The organism is Sphingomonas sp. CFBP 13733, from assembly GCF_014841795.1.
Lineage (GTDB): Bacteria > Pseudomonadota > Alphaproteobacteria > Sphingomonadales > Sphingomonadaceae > Sphingomonas > Sphingomonas aerolata.
Genome location: NZ_JACYUP010000001.1, coordinates 292889 through 310819 on the forward strand (window position 1 = coordinate 292889; position 17931 = coordinate 310819).

A 17931-nucleotide genomic window follows, 5' to 3' on the forward strand; every position below is an offset into this window, starting at 1 on the left:
GGGATAGGATGAGTGACCATGAAAGTGTCCGGCCAATGTCGCGGCCGCCAGATCGGCCGGCGGATGCCCCAGGCACGCGTGCCGCTACGGCGCTTGCCCTGAGTCAGCTCGGGTAGCCCTGCGCGCCTACCGGCTGATCAAATACGCAAACAGCATCACGTTTTAGCCAAACCAGGACCCGCTTTCCGCGCCCCAGTACCGACTTCGTATGCCGCAACGAACGGCGACGACCCCACAGAGAGGACCCTGATCATGAAGGCATTTCGACAGCCGCGGTTGACGCGCGCAGCCTTGTTGTGCGCTACCACGCTGGCCGTATTGGCGCCGTCAATCACGCTGGCGCAGACGGTGCCGCCGCCGCAGGAGCAGGTGCCGGACAATGGTCAGGATCCCGCCCCGGCGACGGCGCCCGCGCCGCAGACCGAGGACACCCAGGGCACGCCCAGCGAGGACATCGTCGTCACCGGCTACCGGTCCAGCCTCGCCAAGTCGACCGATGCCAAGCGGGCGTCGACTGGCTTCACCGATTCGATCTTCGCCGAGGATATCGGCAAGTTTCCGGACACCAACATCGCGGAATCCTTCAACCGCATTCCCGGCATCACGATCACGCGCGACGTTACGGGTGAGGGGACCAATGTCGCGATCCGCGGGCTCGGGTCGAACTTCACCAACGTGACGCTCAACGGCGCGACGATCGCGGTCGCGTCGTCGGGCGCGACCGACGCGCAGGGCACGGATCGCTCCGTCGACCTGAGCTTCTTCCCGACCGAATTGTTCACCAAGCTGACCGTCAACAAGAGCTATACCGCCGACCTGCTCGAGGGCGGCGCGGCGGGCAATATCGATCTGCGCTCGGCACGTCCGCTCGACCGCGCGACCGGATTCCTGAACTATAACGTCCAGGGCACGCGCCAGTCGCCCGAGGACCGGATCGGCGCGCGCGGCGCGCTGATCGGCAGCTGGCGGACCGACACGTTCGGAATTCTGGCCGGCGTGTCGGCACAAAGGCTGTTCACCGATACGCGCGGGTTCGAGACGATTGGCTATACCAATCCGGCGCTGACCGCGGCGCAGTGCGGCGCCACGTCGGGCTGCAACACGACCGGTGGCGGCAACTGGACGATCCCGGCGGTGGTGCCCGCCGGCGCCGGCGCCGGGCTGGTTGCGGGGACGCCGATCGACCGGGCGTTTCTGCTTGCGAACAACCCGGGCGCGACGATCCAGCAGATCGACAATGCGCTGCTCCCGCGGCTCGGTCGCACGACCAGCATCCGCGGCCCGCGCGACCGGATCAACGCGATCGTCAGCACCGAATGGCAGCCGACCGATGCGCTGCATTTCTACATCGACGGTCTGTACGGCTACAAGAAGAACGAACTCACCCGCGAGAACATGGCCTGGATCGTCCGCAACGGCGCGATCATCCCGACCAACCTGACCTTCGACAATCCCGATTGCACGATCGGATGCGTCGTGACCGGCGGGACGTTTGCGAACGCGCAGTTCTTCAACGAATTCCGCCCCTATACCGAGACGACCAAGCTGGTCAGCATCAACCCGGGCGGCGAATGGGAAATCTCGCCGACGCTCAAGGCCTCGCTGCAGGGCAATTATGCGCGGTCGACCTTCCACCGCGAGAGCCCGACCGTGGGCCTCACCACCCCGCTCGGCGTCGGCAACACGATCACCTACAGCAACACCGGCGGAATCCCGACGATCCAGAGCGGGCTCGACCTCAACGATCCCGCGAATTTCGGCTGGAACGCGGGCAGCCGGGTCGGCATCCAGGACGAGCGGCGTCTCAACAAGAGCAAGGGCGCGCGTGGCGATCTGACCTGGGGCGGCAAGGCGCTCAACCTGAAGATCGGCGGCGCATTCGACGACGTGTCGCGGCGGATCCGCGGGTTCGACAACAGCCAGGCGTGGCAGAATGCGGTCTGCGGGAACAATCCCAACGTGTTCGTCGCATCGCCCAACACCCAGCCGCCCTGCGCAGGCCTCGACGCCCCCGGCGCCGCGCCGGCGGGCTATCCCAGCTATCCCGGCTATGGCACGGGCGCGACCACCGGCCTGGCGGGGCCGGTCAGCTATGGCGGCTCGCTGGTCCCCAATGCGGCGGTGCCCGGCTATCTGAAGCCCGGCCCGGCAGGGTTCGTCACGGTCGACTGGCCGGCCTTTGCCGCCGCCACCAACTATGACAGCTTCCACGACGCGGCGCCCGAGACGGGTGCGGCCAACACCGGCGCCAGCGGCGGTGCGATCCGCGAGGTCGTAAAATCCGCCTTCGCCACGCTCAACGGCGCGCAGCAGATCGGCGACAACACGCTGCGGTTCAATGTCGGTGTACGCTACGTCAACACGATCCAGACGATCACGGGCCGCGTCTCGCTGCCGGATCCGCGCAACACGACCAGCACGGGCGCGAGCTTGCCCGACGGCAGCCGCTACGTGAATATCGTCAGCGAGGTGTCGACGCGCAACGTCTATTCGAAATGGCTGCCCGCCGCGACCTTCGCCTATGATCTTGGCGACCAGGCGGTGGTGCGCGTCGCCGGCTCGCGTACGATGACGCGTCCGGACCCCTCGGCGCAGCTTCCCGGCGTCAACTTCGGTGCGCCGTCGGCGGATCAGGCGAACATCGGCAACCCGGCGCTCAAGCCGTACATGTCGACCAACCTCGACCTCGGTTTCGAATATTATACCGGCCGCGAAGGCGTCGTCAGCTTCAACGCATTCCGCAAGTCGATCGAGGGGTTCACCAACACCGCGATCAACACCGTGCCGTTCGCGGCGCTGGCGCAATATGGCATCACTTTCGACACGCTCAACGCCAACCAGCAGTTCGCGATCCAGTCGCGCGGCGGCCCCGGCGTCGCGCAGGTCCAGGTCACGTCGCAGGTCAACGTGCCCAACAAGCTGACGATCAACGGCCTCGAATTCCAGTGGGTCCAGCCGCTCGACTTCCTGACCCGGATGATCGGCGTCACGGGCTTCGGCTTCAATGCCAATGCGACGATCGTCGATCAGCGCAGCGATGGCCCGGCAACCGCGTTCGGCGTGTCGCCCTTTACCTACAACATCACCGGCTTCTACGAGAAGAACGGCGTGATGCTCCGGGTCGCGACGACGGCACGTCAGGGCGCACAGAATAGCGGCGCGGCGCAGAACGGTATCCCGGCGGCGGCGCTGTTCGGGACGGACTATACGACCTACGACTTCTCGTCGTCGTTCGATCTCGACAAGATCTTCGGCCTGGCGGGCGCACCGCAGCTGACGGTCAACGTGTCGAACTTCACCGACGCGACGCTGCGGTCCTATTTCCAGTTCGAGAATGCGACCTTCACGCAGTATAAGCCGGGTCGTCAGTTCCTGATCGGCCTGCGCGGCACCTTCTAGGACCGACGGTCGGGACGGTCGCCATCGCGCGATCGTCCCGGCAGCCGCTCAAGGACCCGACGACCAGTCTGTACGCCGCCCGCTCCGGACAAAGGATTCCCCCTCATGCGCATCCTCACCCTCGCTCTCATCGCGCTCGCCGGCACCAGCGTCGCGCAGGGCAGCCCGGCGCAGACCGCCGCTGCGCCGTCCGACGCATCGCCCCGGTTCAGCCGTTTCAGCTATGAGGGGCGGTCGCCCGGCGCGGCACCGTTGCAGCGCAACCAGTATCGCAACCCAATCCTGTCGGGCTATTATCCCGATCCGTCGGTCACCCGGGTGGGCGAGGACTATTATCTCGTCAATTCGTCGTTCGCGCATTTCCCCGGATTGCCGGTCTTCCATTCGCGCGACCTCGTGAACTGGACTCAGATCGGCAACGCGATCGACCGCCCCGATCAGCTCGACTTCACCGGCATGCGGACGTCGCAGGCGGTGTTTGCGCCCGACATCTCCCATCACGACGGCGTCTTCTACATCGTCAACACGTGCGTCGAGTGCAAAGGCAATTTCGTCATCACCGCGCGCAATCCCGCCGGCCCCTGGTCGGCGCCGATCTGGCTGCCGTTCGAGGGCATCGATCCCTCGATCTTCTGGGAAGGCGACAAGGCCTATATCGTCAACAACCGCGCCCCCGCCGAACCCCCACGCTATGACGGGCACCGCGCGATCTGGATCCAGGAATATGACTGGCGCAAGGGGCAGATGGTCGGCGAGAGCACGCAGCTCGTCAATGGCGGCGTCGACCTGTCGAAAAAGCCGGCGTGGATCGAAGGGCCGCACATCTTCCGCAAGGATGGCTGGTATTATCTGACCGCCGCGGAGGGCGGCACGAGCGTCAACCATTCTCAGGTCGTGCTCCGGTCGCGGACCTTGCGCGGCCGCTATGAGCCCTATGCCGGCAACCCCATACTGACGCAGCGCGATCTCGACCCCGCAAGGTCGCGGCCGATCACCTCGGCGGGGCATGCCGAACTGGTCCAGACGCAGACAGGCGACTGGTGGGCGACCTTCCTCGCGGTCCGGCCCTATTCAGGCGACTATTACAATATCGGTCGCGAGACGTTCCTGCTGCCCGTGACGTGGAAGGATGGCTGGCCGATCATCCTGCCCAAGGGGCAGCGCGTTCCCGAAGTCGCGGCCTCGCCCGGACTGCCCGCGCAGCGCCCGGGACCAGTGCCGACCGCCGGCGCCTTTTCCTTTGTCGACGAGTTCGACGGCGATCGGCTGGCGATGCAATGGGTCGGTGTCCGCACCCCCAAGGCACCCTTTTATCGCCTGACCGAGGGAGAGCTCGTGCTCGGCCGGGGCGCGCCGATGGGCGATCTCGCGGGCGTTCCCGCCTTCGTCGGCCGGCGCCAGCAGCATCACGACGCGACGATCTCGACCACGCTGCGATTTTCGCCGAAAACCGGCGATCGTGCCGGCCTAGCCGCGATGCAGAGCGACAAGGCACATCTCTTCTTCGGGCTGACGCGGATAGCGGAGAAGCCCGTCGTGGCTCTCTATACGACGCAGGAAGGCAAGGAGCAGCTCGTCGCGAGCGCGCCGGTCGATCCGGCGGGTCCGGTTACGCTGACGATCGACGCCACCGGGGGTACGATGCGCTTTAGCTACACGACCGGCGCAACGCCGCGCACGCTTGTATCAGATGTCGACGTCCGGTTCCTGAGCACGCGGATCGCGGGTGGGTTCGTCGGTACGCTCGTTGGCCCCTATGCCTGGACGCACTAACCCCGCGTGGCACCGCTACGCGTTACCGCTGCGGGCGTGACGCCGGAATAAGAAAAAGGCGCGGGCCGGCTGATTTGCCGGCCCGCGCCTGAACCTCAGGCCTTCTTGCGCGCGCGCTTCGGGCTTGCGGCTGCGGCGACGTCCTCTTCCTCGTCCGGGCTGTCCTCGCCCGCTTCGGTCAGCGCCTCGCCGAGCGCACGCAGCTTGTCCTGCGACGTGTCAGCTTTTTCCGCGATCTTGGTCGTCGCGGTACCAAGCCGGTGCAGCAGCGCATGGACGCGGTCGGCGTCCGGCGTGTCCTTCTCGAGCTGCTTGCGCAGCGATGCCAGGTCCCGAAGAATGCCCTTGGCGCCGGGTGTCTCGATATCGGCGAGTGCGGCTTCCCAATCCTCGACCATGTCGGCGCCCTTGGCGGGCTTCGTCGCGTCGAGTCCGCGATTGATCGCGTTCATCGTTCCTGCAAATTTGACGGCCATGTCTGCTCTCTCCTAGCCGGTATCGGCGAGCATCAACGCGGTCGGGCGGCGCGAATGTCCCGCCATTCCTATCAACCTGCATCAACATGATCGCATTTTGTTCGCGCGCCCGTCGCGTGCGTCAGCGCAACCAGTCGCGCAGCAGGGCGGTGACCTCGCCCGGCCGTTCGAGCGGGGCGAGATGGCCGCAGCCCCGCAGCTCGTGGAATCGCGCGCCCTCGATCAGCGTGGCCAGCGCACGCGCATCGTCGGGCGTGCAGATCCGGTCGCGATCGCCCACCGCGACGAGCGTCGGCACGTGGATCGCGGCGATCGCGTCGCTGATGTCGGGCCGTTCGAGCAGCGCGCGCTGCTGGCGTTCGAAGACCGCCTTGCCGACCCGGTCCGCCATCGCCTGCACCGGGCCCGCCACGATCGCGGTCAGTCGCGGATCGGCATGCGGCGCGGTCGCGAGCAGCCCCTGGCCGTCGACCGTCCGCGGACGCATCGTCATCGACGCGCGCGTGCCGAACAGCGCGACACGCAGGACCCGGTCGGGTGCCTGCCGCACCATCTCCATCGCGACATAGCCCCCCAGGCTGACCCCCGAGACCGCGAAGCGCGGCGGCGCCTTGGCCAGCACGCGCGCGGCCATCGCCGACAGCGTGTCGTCCTGCGACAGGTCATGAAACTCGGGCTCGGCGAGCGCGGCAAGATCCATGATCTGCCGTGCCCAGAGTCGCCCGTCACAGCCCATGGCGGGGAGCAGCACGAGCGGGATCGGCGAACGGGTCATGCGGTGTCTCCGGTGGCGGGAAGCAGGGGGCGGATGGCGGGGGGCATCATCGGGCGGCCGGACCGGTCAGGCGACGAACGGGAAGGCGAGCGCGATCATGCCCACCACCGTCATCACCGCGCAGACCAGGATGGCCGGCACCAGCGTGAACCGCTGATGATCCGCCAGATCGATCCCGACCAGGCTGACGAGCAGATAGGTCGACGGCACCAGCGGGCTGAGCAGATGGACCGGCTGGCCCATCAGCGACGCGCGCGCGATCGCCTCGGGTGCGACGCCGTAATGCGCGCCCGCTTCGGCGAGGATCGGCAGCATCCCGAAGTAGAAGGCGTCGTTCGAGATGAAGAAGGTGAAGGGCAGGCTGAGCGCTGCGGTGATCGGCGCCATATAGGGGCCCATCGCCGGCGGGATCACGCCGACCACCGCCTTGCTCATCGCCTCGACCATGCCGGTACCGCCGAGGATCCCGGTGAAGATGCCCGCCGCGAAGATCAGCGACACGACCGCCAGCACATTGCCGGCATGCGCGGAGATGCGTTCCTTCTGGTCGGCGACGCCGGGATAGTTGACGATCATCGCGATCGCGAAGGCGAGCATCATCAGCACCGACAGCGGCAGGATGCCCCAGACCAGCAGCGTCAGCAGCGTGACGACGAGGGCTGCGTTGAACCAGATCAGCTTGGGCCGGCGCGCTTCGGGATATTGCGACACCGCCATGCCGGTGAACGTGTCGGTCGCGGTGATGCCCGCTTCGCCCATGCGCGCGCGTTCCTTGCGGCCGAAATACACCGCCAGCCCGACGAGGAAGGCGAGCCCAGCGATCATGCCGGGGATGAGCGGCAGGAACAGCGTCGCGGGATCGAGCTTCAGCGCGCTTGCCGCGCGTGCGGTCGGCCCGCCCCACGGCGTCAGGTTCATGATCCCGCTCGTCGTCATCAGCAGGCAGACGAGATACAGGCGGTTCATGTCATAGCGCTTGTACAGCGGCAGCAGCGCGGCGATCGTGATGATGTAGGTGGTCGAGCCGTCACCATCGAGGCTGACGAGCGCGCACAGCACGACCGTGCCGATCAGGATCCGCATCGGGTCTCCGTGCACCATCCGGATCAGCCGTCCGACCAGCGGATCGAACAGGCCGGTGTCGGTCATCGTCGAGAAGAACAGGATCGCGAACAGCAGCATCACGCCGGTCGGCGCGAGGTTCTTGATCCCGTCGATCATCATCGGGCCGAGACCCGCGGCCTCGCCGGCGAAGACGCCGAAGATCGAGGGGATCACGATCAGTGCGACCAGCGGTGTCATCTTCTTGGTCATGATCAACGTCATGAACGTGGCGACCATCAGGAAGCCAAGCAGGGCAAGGTTCATCGCATCGTCCTAGGAAAGGGCGTGAAAAAGGGGGGTGGGGGCAAAACCCCCGTCATCCTGACGAACGTCAGGATCCAGGGTTACGGAGCGCCATCCTGTCTGGCTTTGGATCCTGACTTTCGTCAGGATGACGGAGCGGTAGATGCCGGAGACGGCGCGCCGCATCAGAACGTCACACCGACGCGCGCGCTGACCGTCTGGCCGCTGTCGTTGCCGACATAGTCGCCCGCACGATTGTCGGTGTTCCACTGGATCGCGTTGACCTGGAACCGGGTGAAGCTGTTGAGATACCAGTTCACCCCGACCGTCGCCGCCCAGCCGTCGCCGCCGGTCAGCAGGTCGCTGTAATCGAGGCTCTCGTACCGCGCGGTCAGCTCGATCGCGCCGACGCCGCCATCGAAGGTGGGTTTGAGCACCTTGGGCTGGCCGAAGCTGCCGAGCCGCGGGTTATAGGGCGGCAGGTCGCCGGTGAGGAAGAGACCACCCGACACGCTCCACGCCTTGCTGACGAAGTCGGGCCGTCCACCGTCGAGCCGCGCATTGCGCTGGCCGGCTTCGCCCATCACCCACAAGGGCCCGCGATAGCCCCCAAGCTCGACGCCGTAACCCGTCGTCCCGGTCCCGCCCGTCAGCGGTCCGCTCGACACGCGCAACGCGCCGTTGAAGCGTCCGCCGATCACCGTGTTGCGGGTCAGCGTACCCGCGACGGACGACAGCGATTCGTCGAACCCCCAGAGCCCGACATGAAGCACGCCGGTGTCGGACTTGATCGGATTCCAGTGCGCGCGGCCGAGCACGGTGCGGCTGTCGCCGACCGTCTGCGTGCCGTCGATCCGGTCGCCGGTGACGGTCACCGACGCGTGGCCGGTCTTCCAGAAGATCCGCGGCATCACGCCGATGCCGTAAAAGCCGCGCTGCGGGATGATCGCCGTGGCGACCGTCGTGCGCTCGAGGAACGGGGTCGAGTCCGACCCGGTCGATCCCTCGAAGCTGCGGTCGTTGAACAGATGGCCTGCGCGCACGTCGTAATCGAGACCGGGCGTGATACGGTTGCGCCAGCCGACGAACGCGGTGACGACGTCGACCTCGTTTTCGGAAAAGTCGCTTTCGAACTGATAGAAGAAATGCGTCCCGACGCCGCCTTCGAGACCAAGGCGCAGCGCCCGCATCCCCGTCGTCGTGATGTTGCGGCCGTCATATTTCGACCCGAAGCTCGAGCTCACATCCGTCAGGATCCGGCCGCGCGGCTTGAAGGTATAGACGCCGTCCGCCGAGTGGAAGACCGGCAGGCCGGCACCCCATTCGGTCGTCAGGCCCGATGGATTGTCGCGTGCCGCCACGGCCTGCGCGACGCTGCGGTCGGCGGGGCCGGGGGGCGCGAGCTGCGGTGCGAACGGCACGGTCCGCCGGGGCTCGCCCGTCTGCGCGAACTGCGGCTGCGGCGCAGCCCCGGTTTGCTGGACAGGTGCCGCCGGCGCAGCCGCCTGCGCGACGACCGCGTTGGTCTCGAGCCGGTCGAGCCGGGACTTGAGCGTGGCAATCTCGGCCGCCTGCGCGCGGACCAGTGCGGCGAGGTCGGCGTCGCCGGGCGCCGGTGCCCCGGTCTGGGCGAGCGCGGGTGTCGCGATGATCAGCGCGACGAGAGCGCAGCCGGTACGAAATGGGGTCATCGGGAAGAGGCTCCGTTGGCAAGAAGGGCGGTCCAGTCGCGCAGGAAGCGCTGGCGCTTGAGATGATCGAGCGTGACGAGAAGCTGCGGTCCGACCCGGATCGGTCGGGCCTGCGCAGCGGAAAGGCGGCGCGCGGGCACGTCGGTGCGGACCGGCCAGAGGCTGCGCTTTGCGAGCAGCGACTGGCCCTCGCGCGACAGCAGGAAGTCGAGGAACAGCTTGGCGGCCGCCGGGTGCGCGGCTTCGCGCGCGATGAACGCGATCCGCGACGTGACGATCGTATAGTCCTTGAGAAACGCGACGCCGATCCGCGGATCGGTGCTCGCCCGCTCGAGCGCATAGGAGCCGATGACGTTGTAGGCGATCGCCTGCCGGCCCTCGGCGACGCCGCGCAGCATCGGCTCGCTGGTCCGCGACAGGACCGGCTTCGTCGCCGCGATCGCCTCCAGCAACGACCGCGTGTCGCGCGTGATCGCCATGTCCTCCGACAGATAGAGATAGCCGACATTCGAGCGTGACGGATCGAAGGTCGTCACGCGCCCGGTCAGCGCGGTGCGCTGCGTCCGCAGCAGCGCCTCCAGTTCGGCATGCGTCCGCGGCACGCGCGCCGGCGGCAGCAGCCGCTTGTTGTAGACGATCCCGATCGGCTCGGCAGTGACGCCGAAGCCCATGTTCTTCCAGACCGAGACGGCGGGAAGCGCGGGCTTTTCGGGGCTGGCATAGCTTTGCGCGAAACCGTCGTTGATCAGCTTGACCTGCAGATCCATCGCCGAAGACCAGACCAGATCGGCGGACAGGCGCCGCGCGCGCGTCTCGGCGACGAAGCGGCGATACATTTCGGTCGATCCGAGATCGGCGTAGAGGACGGTGATGCCGGGATAGCGTTTGCGAAACGCGGCGACCACCGGCAGCAGCTCGGCGCGATCGGCATTGCCATAGATCCGGACCTGCCGCTCGGCGCGTGCGCTTTCGATCAGCGTGTCATAGGAGCGGGGATAGCCCGCCGGACGCTGCGCCGATACCGCGGTCGCCGCGAACCCGGTCAGCGTGGTCAGCAATCCGATCGTGAGAACCATTCGTGCCATCGTCACCTCTCCTCGCCTTCCGTCTCTGTGTTCGGATAGGCAGTAGCGGTGGAATACGAATCGAAGCTGTCACCAACCTTTCACGCCCTTTTGAATCAACGAGGTAAGCCGATTTGCGCATTCTGCTGATCGAGGACGACGCCGCGCTGGCGCGGAGCATCGCGGCATTGCTGCGGGCGGGCGGCAATGCGGTCGATCATGTCGCGACCGGCGAGGAGGCGCTCGGCATCGTCGCGGGCGAGCCCTATGCGCTGGTCATCCTCGATGTCGGGCTGCCCGGGATCGACGGTTTCGCGGTGCTCGAGACGCTGCGGCGACGCGGCGAGCGTGTGCCCGTGCTCATGCTGACCGCACGCGATGCGCTGGACGACCGCGTGCGCGGGCTCGATCTCGGCGCCGACGACTATCTGCGCAAACCGTTCGACCCCGAGGAGCTCGAGGCGCGGGTCCGCGCGCTGGGACGACGGCGCGGCGGCGATCCGCTCCCGGTGCTGAGCGTGGGGAGTTTGACGATGAACCGCTCGACGAGCGATGCGGATATCGCCGGCCGGGTCCTCGACCTGCGCCGCCGCGAACGCGCGGTGCTCGAGGCGCTGGCGATGCGTGCGGGTCGCGTCGTGCCACGCGAACTGCTCATCGGCGAGGTGTTCGGATTCGACGAACCCGTTGGCGGCAACGCGATCGAGGTCCATGTCACGCGGCTGCGGACCAAGCTTGCCCCCGACGGTCCAGGTATCCGCACCGTCCGCGGCGTCGGCTATATGCTCGATGCCGGCTGAGGCGCGTGCCCCCGCGCTGCGGACGCGCCTGCTGGTGGCGGTGCTCGGCCCGCTGCTCGCGGCGGCGATCCTGATCGGCGTGGTCGGTGCGACGCTGATCACCGATGTCGTCCGGCGCACCAGCGACCGCGTGCTCGGGGGCGCGCTCGGCGCAATCGCGGAGACCGTGCAGGTCGAGCGCGGCGAGGTCACGCTCGACCTTCCCGCCGCCGCCTTCGGGATGCTCGAGAATGCCGAACGCGACAATGTCTATTACCGCATCGCGGTCGGCGGCGACCTGCTCACCGGCTATGCCGACCTGCCCGCACCCGATCCCGCCGCCCTCGCGGTCGATGTGCCCGCCTACCGCTTTGCGCGTTATCGCGGTCAGCGGATCCGCATCGCCGAGGTCCGTCGCGACCTGCCGCGGATCAACCGGCCGGTGATCGTGCAGATCGCCGAGACGATCGACAACCGGTCAGCCCTGACCCGCCGTCTGATGATCGCGCTGCTCATCGGCGAGTGCGTCCTGGTCGGTGGTGCCGCGCTGCTGCTTCGCCCGGCGCTGGGGTGGAGCCTGCGCCCGCTGGCCCGGCTGCGCGGTGCGATCGAGGCACGCGACAAGCGGGCGCGGCCCGACTTCTCGCCGCTCGACACGGGGCCGCTGCCGCGCGAGCTGCGGCCGCTCGCCGGCGCGTTCGACCGACTGCTCGCGCAGCTCGATACCGCGACGGTCGGCGTGCGCCGCTTCACCGCCGACGCGTCTCACCAGATGCGCACGCCGCTCTCGGTCCTTAAGGTTCAGGTGGCGCTCGCGCGGCGCGGTTCGGGCGCCGAACGGCACGAGGCGCTCGACGAGATCGGCGATGCCGTGACGCGGCTCGAACGGCTCGTCACCCAGTTGCTGGCGCTGGCACGGGCGGAGGAGGCGGGGGTGTCCGCCCCGCTCGAAACCGTCGACCTGCGCGAGGTGGCCGCTGCGGTCATCACCCGCCAGATCAATCAGGCGATCGAGGCGGGGATCGACCTCACGCTCGAAACCGACCCGGTCGAAACCTACCAGGTACCCGGCCACCGGACGCTGATCTTCGAAATCCTGTCGAACCTCGTCGACAACGGCATCCGCTACAATCAGCGCGGCGGTACGGTCACGGTCAGCCTCCAGACCTCGCGCGGGGAGACCGCGATCGCGGTGATCGACGACGGCCCGGGCATCGCGGACAGCCAGCGCGAGGTCGCGTTCGACCGCTTCGTCCGTCTCGGCGCACCGGGCAGCCCGGAGGGCAGCGGGCTCGGGCTCGCGATCGTCCGCTCCGCCGTCGCGCGGTTGAACGCGACCGTCGGCTTCGGCGCAGCGGACCGCGGCACGACGATCGTCGTCCGCTTCCCCGGCACCGCCGCGGCCGGCTGACGCCGCGCCCGTCAGACGCGCAGCTTGCCCGGTGCGAAGGATTTCGGCGCCACCGCCGGGGCCGCATCCCCGGCGCCGCGATCGAACAGATGGTCGAGCATCGCCGCCATCGCCTTGTAGCCGGTATCGGTCAGGCTGACATGCACCCGCCGGTGATCCGCGGGATCGACATGGCGTCGCAGCAGCTCGGCCTGTTGCAGCCGATCGATCCGCCGCATCGTCCCCGCTGCACTGCCCCCCGACATCAGCGTCAGATCCTTCACGCAGAGCGTCTCGCCGGTGGCGGCCGCAATGAACAGGTCGATCATCATGTCCCAGGCCGGATCGACCAGCAGGTCCTGCGGCAGGAACGCGCTCATCGTCGCGCGCAGCTGGCGGGCCTGGCGCGCGCGGGCGAGCAAGGCGGGGGCGATCGGTCTCGGGGCGCCGGCGCCGGGTGCGCGCAGGTTGCGGCGTGCGACATCGGTCATCGTTCGCGCAGCGCCTCCCGCGCCCGGTTGAGGGGTTTGACGAGATATTGGAGCACGGTCTTGCTGCCGGTATGGATATCGACCGTTGCGACCATGCCGGGGGTGATTGCGAATTTCGCGCCAGCCTTGTTCGTCAGCGAATCCGCCTTGGTCCGCACGAACACGCGGTAATAGAGGATGTCGGGCTTCACCTCGTCGCGGATCGTGTCGGGCGAGATGCTGACCACGCTGCCCGTCAGGCCGCCATAGATCGAATAGTCATAGGCGGTCACCTTGACGCTGGCTGCCTGGCCGGGACGGATGAAGGCGATGTCGCGCGGCTGGATCCGCGCTTCGATCAGCAGCCGGTCGTCGAGCGGGACGATCTCCATCAGCTTGCCATTGGGCGGCACGACGCCGCCGATCGTCGACACCTCGATATTCTTGACGACCCCGCGCACCGGCGAGCGCAGCGTGAGGCGCGACAGCGTGTCCGACCGCCCCCGAACCACCGGTGCGAGCGAGTCGACCTGTTCGGTCACCTTCGCCAGATCCTGCCGCGCCTCGACCATATATTGCGACCGCAGATCGGCCTTTTTGAGCTCCAGCTCGGCCCGCTGGCGTTGCAGCCGCAGCACCTCGACATTGCTCGCCGCACCGACCGCGATCAGCGATTCCCCGATCCGGACCTCGCGTCCGATCAGCGCCAGGCTCTGGTCGATCAGCTGGATCGACGATTGCAGGCTGCGTCGCCGGGTGTCGTGGAGCCGCGTCTCGGCGGCCTTCAGCTCGGGATAGCGGTCGAGTTCGGCGGCGAACGTCAGCGGCGTGCCGTTCGCCTCCGCCGTCAGGCGGGCGACACTGGCCAGCGCGGCGCGATATTTGGCGGCGGTCTCGTCGACGGTCGACCCCGCCTGGGTCGGATCGAGCTGTGCAAGCAGCTGACCCGGGGTGACGATATCGTCCTGGCGCACCGGAAGCTTGGTCAGGATCCCGCCCTCGAGCGACTGGATCACCTGTTCGCGGCTGGTCGGCACGACGCGCGCTTCGCCCGTCGCCACCTCGTCGAGTGCCGCGAACCACGCCCAGCCCAGTGCTGCCACGAACAGCGCGGCGAGGATCCAGACGAGCCGCGTCGCGGTCGCGAGCCGGACGCTGCCTTCGCCGCCGAACAGGTGGTCGTCGTCGATCGCCCGCGCGCTCATGCCGCCGCACTCCGCGTCCCGCGCATCTGCGCGAGGATCTGGTCCTTGGGGCCGTTTAGGACGATGGTGCCGTTGTCGATCACGATGATCCGGTCGACGATCTCAAGCATCCGCATCCGGTGAGTCGCGACGATCAGCGTGCGCGTGCGGCTCCACGCCCCCAGCCGCGCGATGAAGTGCCGCTCGGTACCCTCGTCCATCGCCGCGGTCGGCTCGTCGAGCAGCGCGACGCTCGGCTGGCGGAGCAGCAGCCGCGCGAGCAGCAGCCCCTGGATCTGCCCACCCGACAGGCCTCTGCCCCCCTCCTGCACGACATGGCCGAGCCCGTCGCGCAACCGCCGGACCATGGTGTCCGCGCCGACCATCGCGAGCATCTCGCTAATCTCCCTGTCCGACGCCATCGGCGCGCCGAGCGTCAAATTCTCGCGCAGCGTCCCGTGAAACAGCCGCGAGGTCTGGGTCAGCAGGCCGATGTCGCGGCGGACATCGGCGGGATCGACCTGATGCAGCGCGAGGCCGTCGAGCAGCACCTCGCCCGACACCGGCTGCAGCATCCCCGACAGGCCCTGGAGCAGCGTCGACTTGCCCGCGCCGTTGCGCCCCAGCAACGCGATCCGCTCGCCCGCCGCGATGTCGAGCGTCTGGACCGTCAGGGCAGGGGGGGCGTTGGGGTCGGCATAGGTGAAGACGGCGGACCGCAGCGCGAAGTCGCCCTGGACGACGGGCAGCGGGATGCGGTGATCCGCGTCGGCGGTGTCGACGGGCAGCGCCATGATCTGGTTTAGGCTGCCCATCGCCACCTTGGCATGCTGGAACCGGCTGAGCAGCTGCGTGACCTGGGCCATCGGCGCCATCATCCGCGAGCCGAGGATCGAGGTCGCGACCAGCACGCCGGTGGTGATGTCGCCCGCGATCACGAGCGGTGCGCCGACGAAGATGATCGCGGCATAGACGCCGCTCTGGACGCTCTGGGTCCACACCGACAGGCCGTTGGTCAGCCCGCGCAGCCTGAGCTGCGCCTCGCCCGCGACCGCGGTATAGTGGTTCCACTGGTGGTGAAACCGGTCCTCCGCCTGCAGCGCCTTGATGTCCTCGATACCCTGCACCGATTCGACCAGCATCGCGTTGCGCAGCGAGGATTCGCGCATCGATTCGGTCGCGTACATTCGCAGCCGGCGTTGCGCGAGCAGCCCCGGCAGCAGCAGCAGGACCAGCGCGGCGAGCGGCACCAGCGCCAGCGCGCCGCCGACATACCAGAGCACGCCAAGGAACAGCAGGAAGAAGGGCACGTCCGCGACCGTCGCGACGGTCGTCGAGGTCAGCATGTCGCGCACCTGGTCGAGGTCGCGCAGCTGCGAGATGAACGTCCCGGTCGAGGTCGGGCGCGCGCGGTTGCGGACCCGCAGCGCGTGACCGAAGACCCGATCGGAAATGCGCAGATCGGCCCGCTTGCCAAGCACATCGACGATGTTCGTCCTGAGCCGTCGCAACACGAAATCGAAACCGATCGCGATCAGCACCCCGATAAACAGGATCGTCAGCGTCGGGATCGAGCCCGCCGGCACGACGCGGTCATAGACCTGCATCGAGAACAGCACGCCCGCGAGCCCCAGGCAGTTGGTCACCACCGACGCGACCATGACATGGCCGTAGGACGGCGCGTCGGCCATCAGGATGTCGCGCAGCCAGTGATCCTGGAACGGCCGGATATAGGCGTCGATCCGCGTGTCGGGGGCCGAGCGCGACGGCCGGGGAATGACATAACCGGTCGCGCCCGCGATCAGCTGGTCGATCGGCAGATGCGTCGCTCCACCCCGGTCGCCCGGCACGATCAGCCGGGCCTGGCCCTCCGCGTCGATCCCCTCGATCAGCGCGATCTCGCCGTCGCGCAGCCGGACGATCAGCGGCAGTCGCCAGCTCGTCAGCCGCATCCCCGCGGCGGGGACGAACTGCACGCCGAGACCGGTCGCGCGCGCGAGCGTGCGGATGCGCGCCTCGTCATCATTGCCCAGCTCCCAATGTGCGGCGAGCCGCGCACGCTGTTCGGACAGCGGCAGGCGATAGTGGCGGGCAACGCGGCCAAGCAGGTCGAGCCACGCGTCGATGCCGGCGCCCGGTCCGCCCGCCGCCACCGCGATCGGCACCCGATCGGCGGTCACAGCGTCACCCCGCGCACCGTCGCACCGGACAGCGCAAACGCGTCGCGCATCCGGCCCGACAGATACAGGCAATCGACCTGAAGGCTGCGCAGGGTCTGCGCGACGTTCACCGCCTCGAACCGCACCTGCTGGAATTCCTGTTCGGCGTTGAGCAGATCGACGAGCGTGCGCGTGCCCATTTCGAGATACTGGATCCGGTACAGCCGCCCCGTCTCGCGCATGTTGGTCTGGCGCGACTGCAGCGTGGCGACGACCTGCGACAGGCTGTCGATCTGCTGGCGGGCCTCGGCCAGTCGCTGGCTGCTCTCGTTACGGACCCGGCGCGTGGCGGCCTGGGCCGCCTCCAGCTCGAACGCCGCGCCGCGCGCACGCGCACGCGTGACCCCGCCCGCGAAGATGTTGCTCGAGACGCGCAGGCCGACATTGTAGATGCTGCGATTGCCGAGCGGCGCGGTCACATCGGTCGAGGCATCGCCGCCGATCGACAGCGTCGGATAGCGGTCCGCGCGGCTGCGACGCAGCGCGGCGGCGGCGCGGTCCGCCTGCGCCTCGGCGGCCATGACCAGCGGCACCGTCTCCCAGGCGGGCACCGGACCCGAACAGCTCCGCATCAGCCAGTCGGGGACGTCGGCGGACACCGCGGCGGGTGGGGCCTCCCGCCCGAGCAGGAACGCCAGGTTGCTCGCCCAGCGGCGTTCCGCGGCCTCGACCGTCGCGAGGCTCGCCATCGCCGCCTCGACCCGCGCCTGGGCCTGCAGCGCGTCCGACCGGGTCGCGGCGCCAAAGGCGGTGCGCTTGCCGACAAGCTCGCTGATCTCGCTGATGCGCCCGGCCTGTTCCTGCGCGATTATGCGCTGGGCCGATGCGCGCTGATATTCGATCACGGCATAGGCGGTGTCACGGATCAACGTGTCGACCGCGAGCAGCATCTCGGCACGCCCGACCCGCGTCCCGGCGCGCGCGCCCGCGAGCTCGCTCGACACCTTGCCGAAATCGAACAGCATCTGTGATGCACCCAATTGGGGTCGCGGCCGCAGGGTGCCCGATACGCGACTGTCAAACCCGCTGCCGATCCCGGCGCTGACGGTGGGGAGATAGCCCGCGCGTGCCGCCTTCACCTCCTCGCCGCGCGCCGCCAGCGCGCCCGCTGCCTCGGTCAACGACGGATGCCAGGCGACCGCTTCGCGTGCCGCGGTTTCGAGCGTCACCGGACCCGGCGTCGCGGGGCCAGGGGTGTCGACCGCTTGCCCGGCGTTGCACGGTACAGCCGCCAATAGGACGCCCGCGGCCAGCGATCGCATCGCGCTCATAGTGGAAGTGATCATCGCGTCCCTGTCCTCTGCTGGCACCAGCAAAGGACAGGGGTGCTTAACGAAACGTATAGAGTAAACGGTCTTTAAGTT

At 68.2% G+C, this 17931-nt stretch carries 13 protein-coding genes; 4 read left to right on the plus strand and 9 right to left on the minus strand.

The window, feature by feature from the left end:
* Positions 1-252: 252 nt before the first annotated feature.
* Positions 253-3399, plus strand: coding sequence for a TonB-dependent receptor (locus IFT71_RS01110; protein WP_197975980.1), 3147 nt, complete (start codon positions 253-255; stop codon positions 3397-3399).
* A 105-nt stretch (positions 3400-3504) separates the two neighbouring features.
* On the plus strand, positions 3505-5172 hold the full coding sequence (locus IFT71_RS01115; protein ID WP_192138852.1) for a glycoside hydrolase family 43 protein: 1668 nt from the start codon (positions 3505-3507) through the stop codon (positions 5170-5172).
* Positions 5173-5267: 95 nt separating this feature from the next.
* Here IFT71_RS01115 and IFT71_RS01120 read toward each other — a convergent pair whose 3' ends face one another.
* From IFT71_RS01120 to IFT71_RS01140, 5 genes are all read right to left on the minus strand, one after another.
* A complete protein-coding gene (locus IFT71_RS01120; protein ID WP_236559173.1) occupies positions 5268-5648 on the minus strand; it encodes a hypothetical protein in 381 nt (126 codons plus the stop codon).
* A gap of 121 nt (positions 5649-5769) precedes the next feature.
* Positions 5770-6423, minus strand: a complete 654-nt coding sequence (locus IFT71_RS01125; protein ID WP_192138853.1) for an alpha/beta fold hydrolase — start codon at positions 6421-6423, stop codon at positions 5770-5772.
* A 66-nt stretch (positions 6424-6489) separates the two neighbouring features.
* Positions 6490-7791, minus strand: coding sequence for a CitMHS family transporter (locus tag IFT71_RS01130; protein WP_056408458.1), 1302 nt, complete (start codon positions 7789-7791; stop codon positions 6490-6492).
* Between the two features lie 164 nt (positions 7792-7955).
* Positions 7956-9461, minus strand: coding sequence for an OprO/OprP family phosphate-selective porin (locus tag IFT71_RS01135; protein ID WP_192138854.1), 1506 nt, complete (start codon positions 9459-9461; stop codon positions 7956-7958).
* Complete coding sequence (locus tag IFT71_RS01140; RefSeq protein WP_192138855.1) at positions 9458-10546, minus strand: ABC transporter substrate-binding protein; 1089 nt, start codon at positions 10544-10546, stop codon at positions 9458-9460. Before IFT71_RS01140 ends, IFT71_RS01135 begins: the two co-directional genes overlap by 4 nt.
* Positions 10547-10659: 113 nt before the next feature.
* Here IFT71_RS01140 and IFT71_RS01145 point away from each other — a divergent pair, with 113 nt between their 5' ends.
* Positions 10660-11325 (plus strand): response regulator, encoded by a 666-nt coding sequence (locus IFT71_RS01145; protein ID WP_206757431.1) that lies wholly within the window; start codon positions 10660-10662, stop codon positions 11323-11325.
* Entirely contained in the window at positions 11315-12715 is a 1401-nt protein-coding gene (locus IFT71_RS01150) for a sensor histidine kinase (protein ID WP_192138856.1), read from the plus strand. Before IFT71_RS01145 ends, IFT71_RS01150 begins: the two co-directional genes overlap by 11 nt.
* Before the next feature lie 11 nt (positions 12716-12726).
* On the opposite strand, the gene IFT71_RS01155 is transcribed toward IFT71_RS01150, so the two are convergent.
* From IFT71_RS01155 to IFT71_RS01170, 4 genes are read right to left on the minus strand one after another with little or no spacing between them, the layout of a single operon-like run.
* A complete protein-coding gene (locus IFT71_RS01155) occupies positions 12727-13185 on the minus strand; it encodes a MarR family transcriptional regulator (protein ID WP_192138857.1) in 459 nt (152 codons plus the stop codon).
* Complete coding sequence (locus IFT71_RS01160; RefSeq protein ID WP_192138858.1) at positions 13182-14369, minus strand: HlyD family type I secretion periplasmic adaptor subunit; 1188 nt, start codon at positions 14367-14369, stop codon at positions 13182-13184. Before IFT71_RS01160 ends, IFT71_RS01155 begins: the two co-directional genes overlap by 4 nt.
* Positions 14366-16528, minus strand: a complete 2163-nt coding sequence (locus tag IFT71_RS01165) for a type I secretion system permease/ATPase (protein WP_342212566.1) — start codon at positions 16526-16528, stop codon at positions 14366-14368. The genes IFT71_RS01160 and IFT71_RS01165 overlap by 4 nt, the downstream gene beginning before the upstream one ends.
* Complete coding sequence (locus IFT71_RS01170) at positions 16525-17853, minus strand: TolC family protein (RefSeq protein WP_244654687.1); 1329 nt, start codon at positions 17851-17853, stop codon at positions 16525-16527. Before IFT71_RS01170 ends, IFT71_RS01165 begins: the two co-directional genes overlap by 4 nt.
* Positions 17854-17931: the final 78 nt, after the last annotated feature.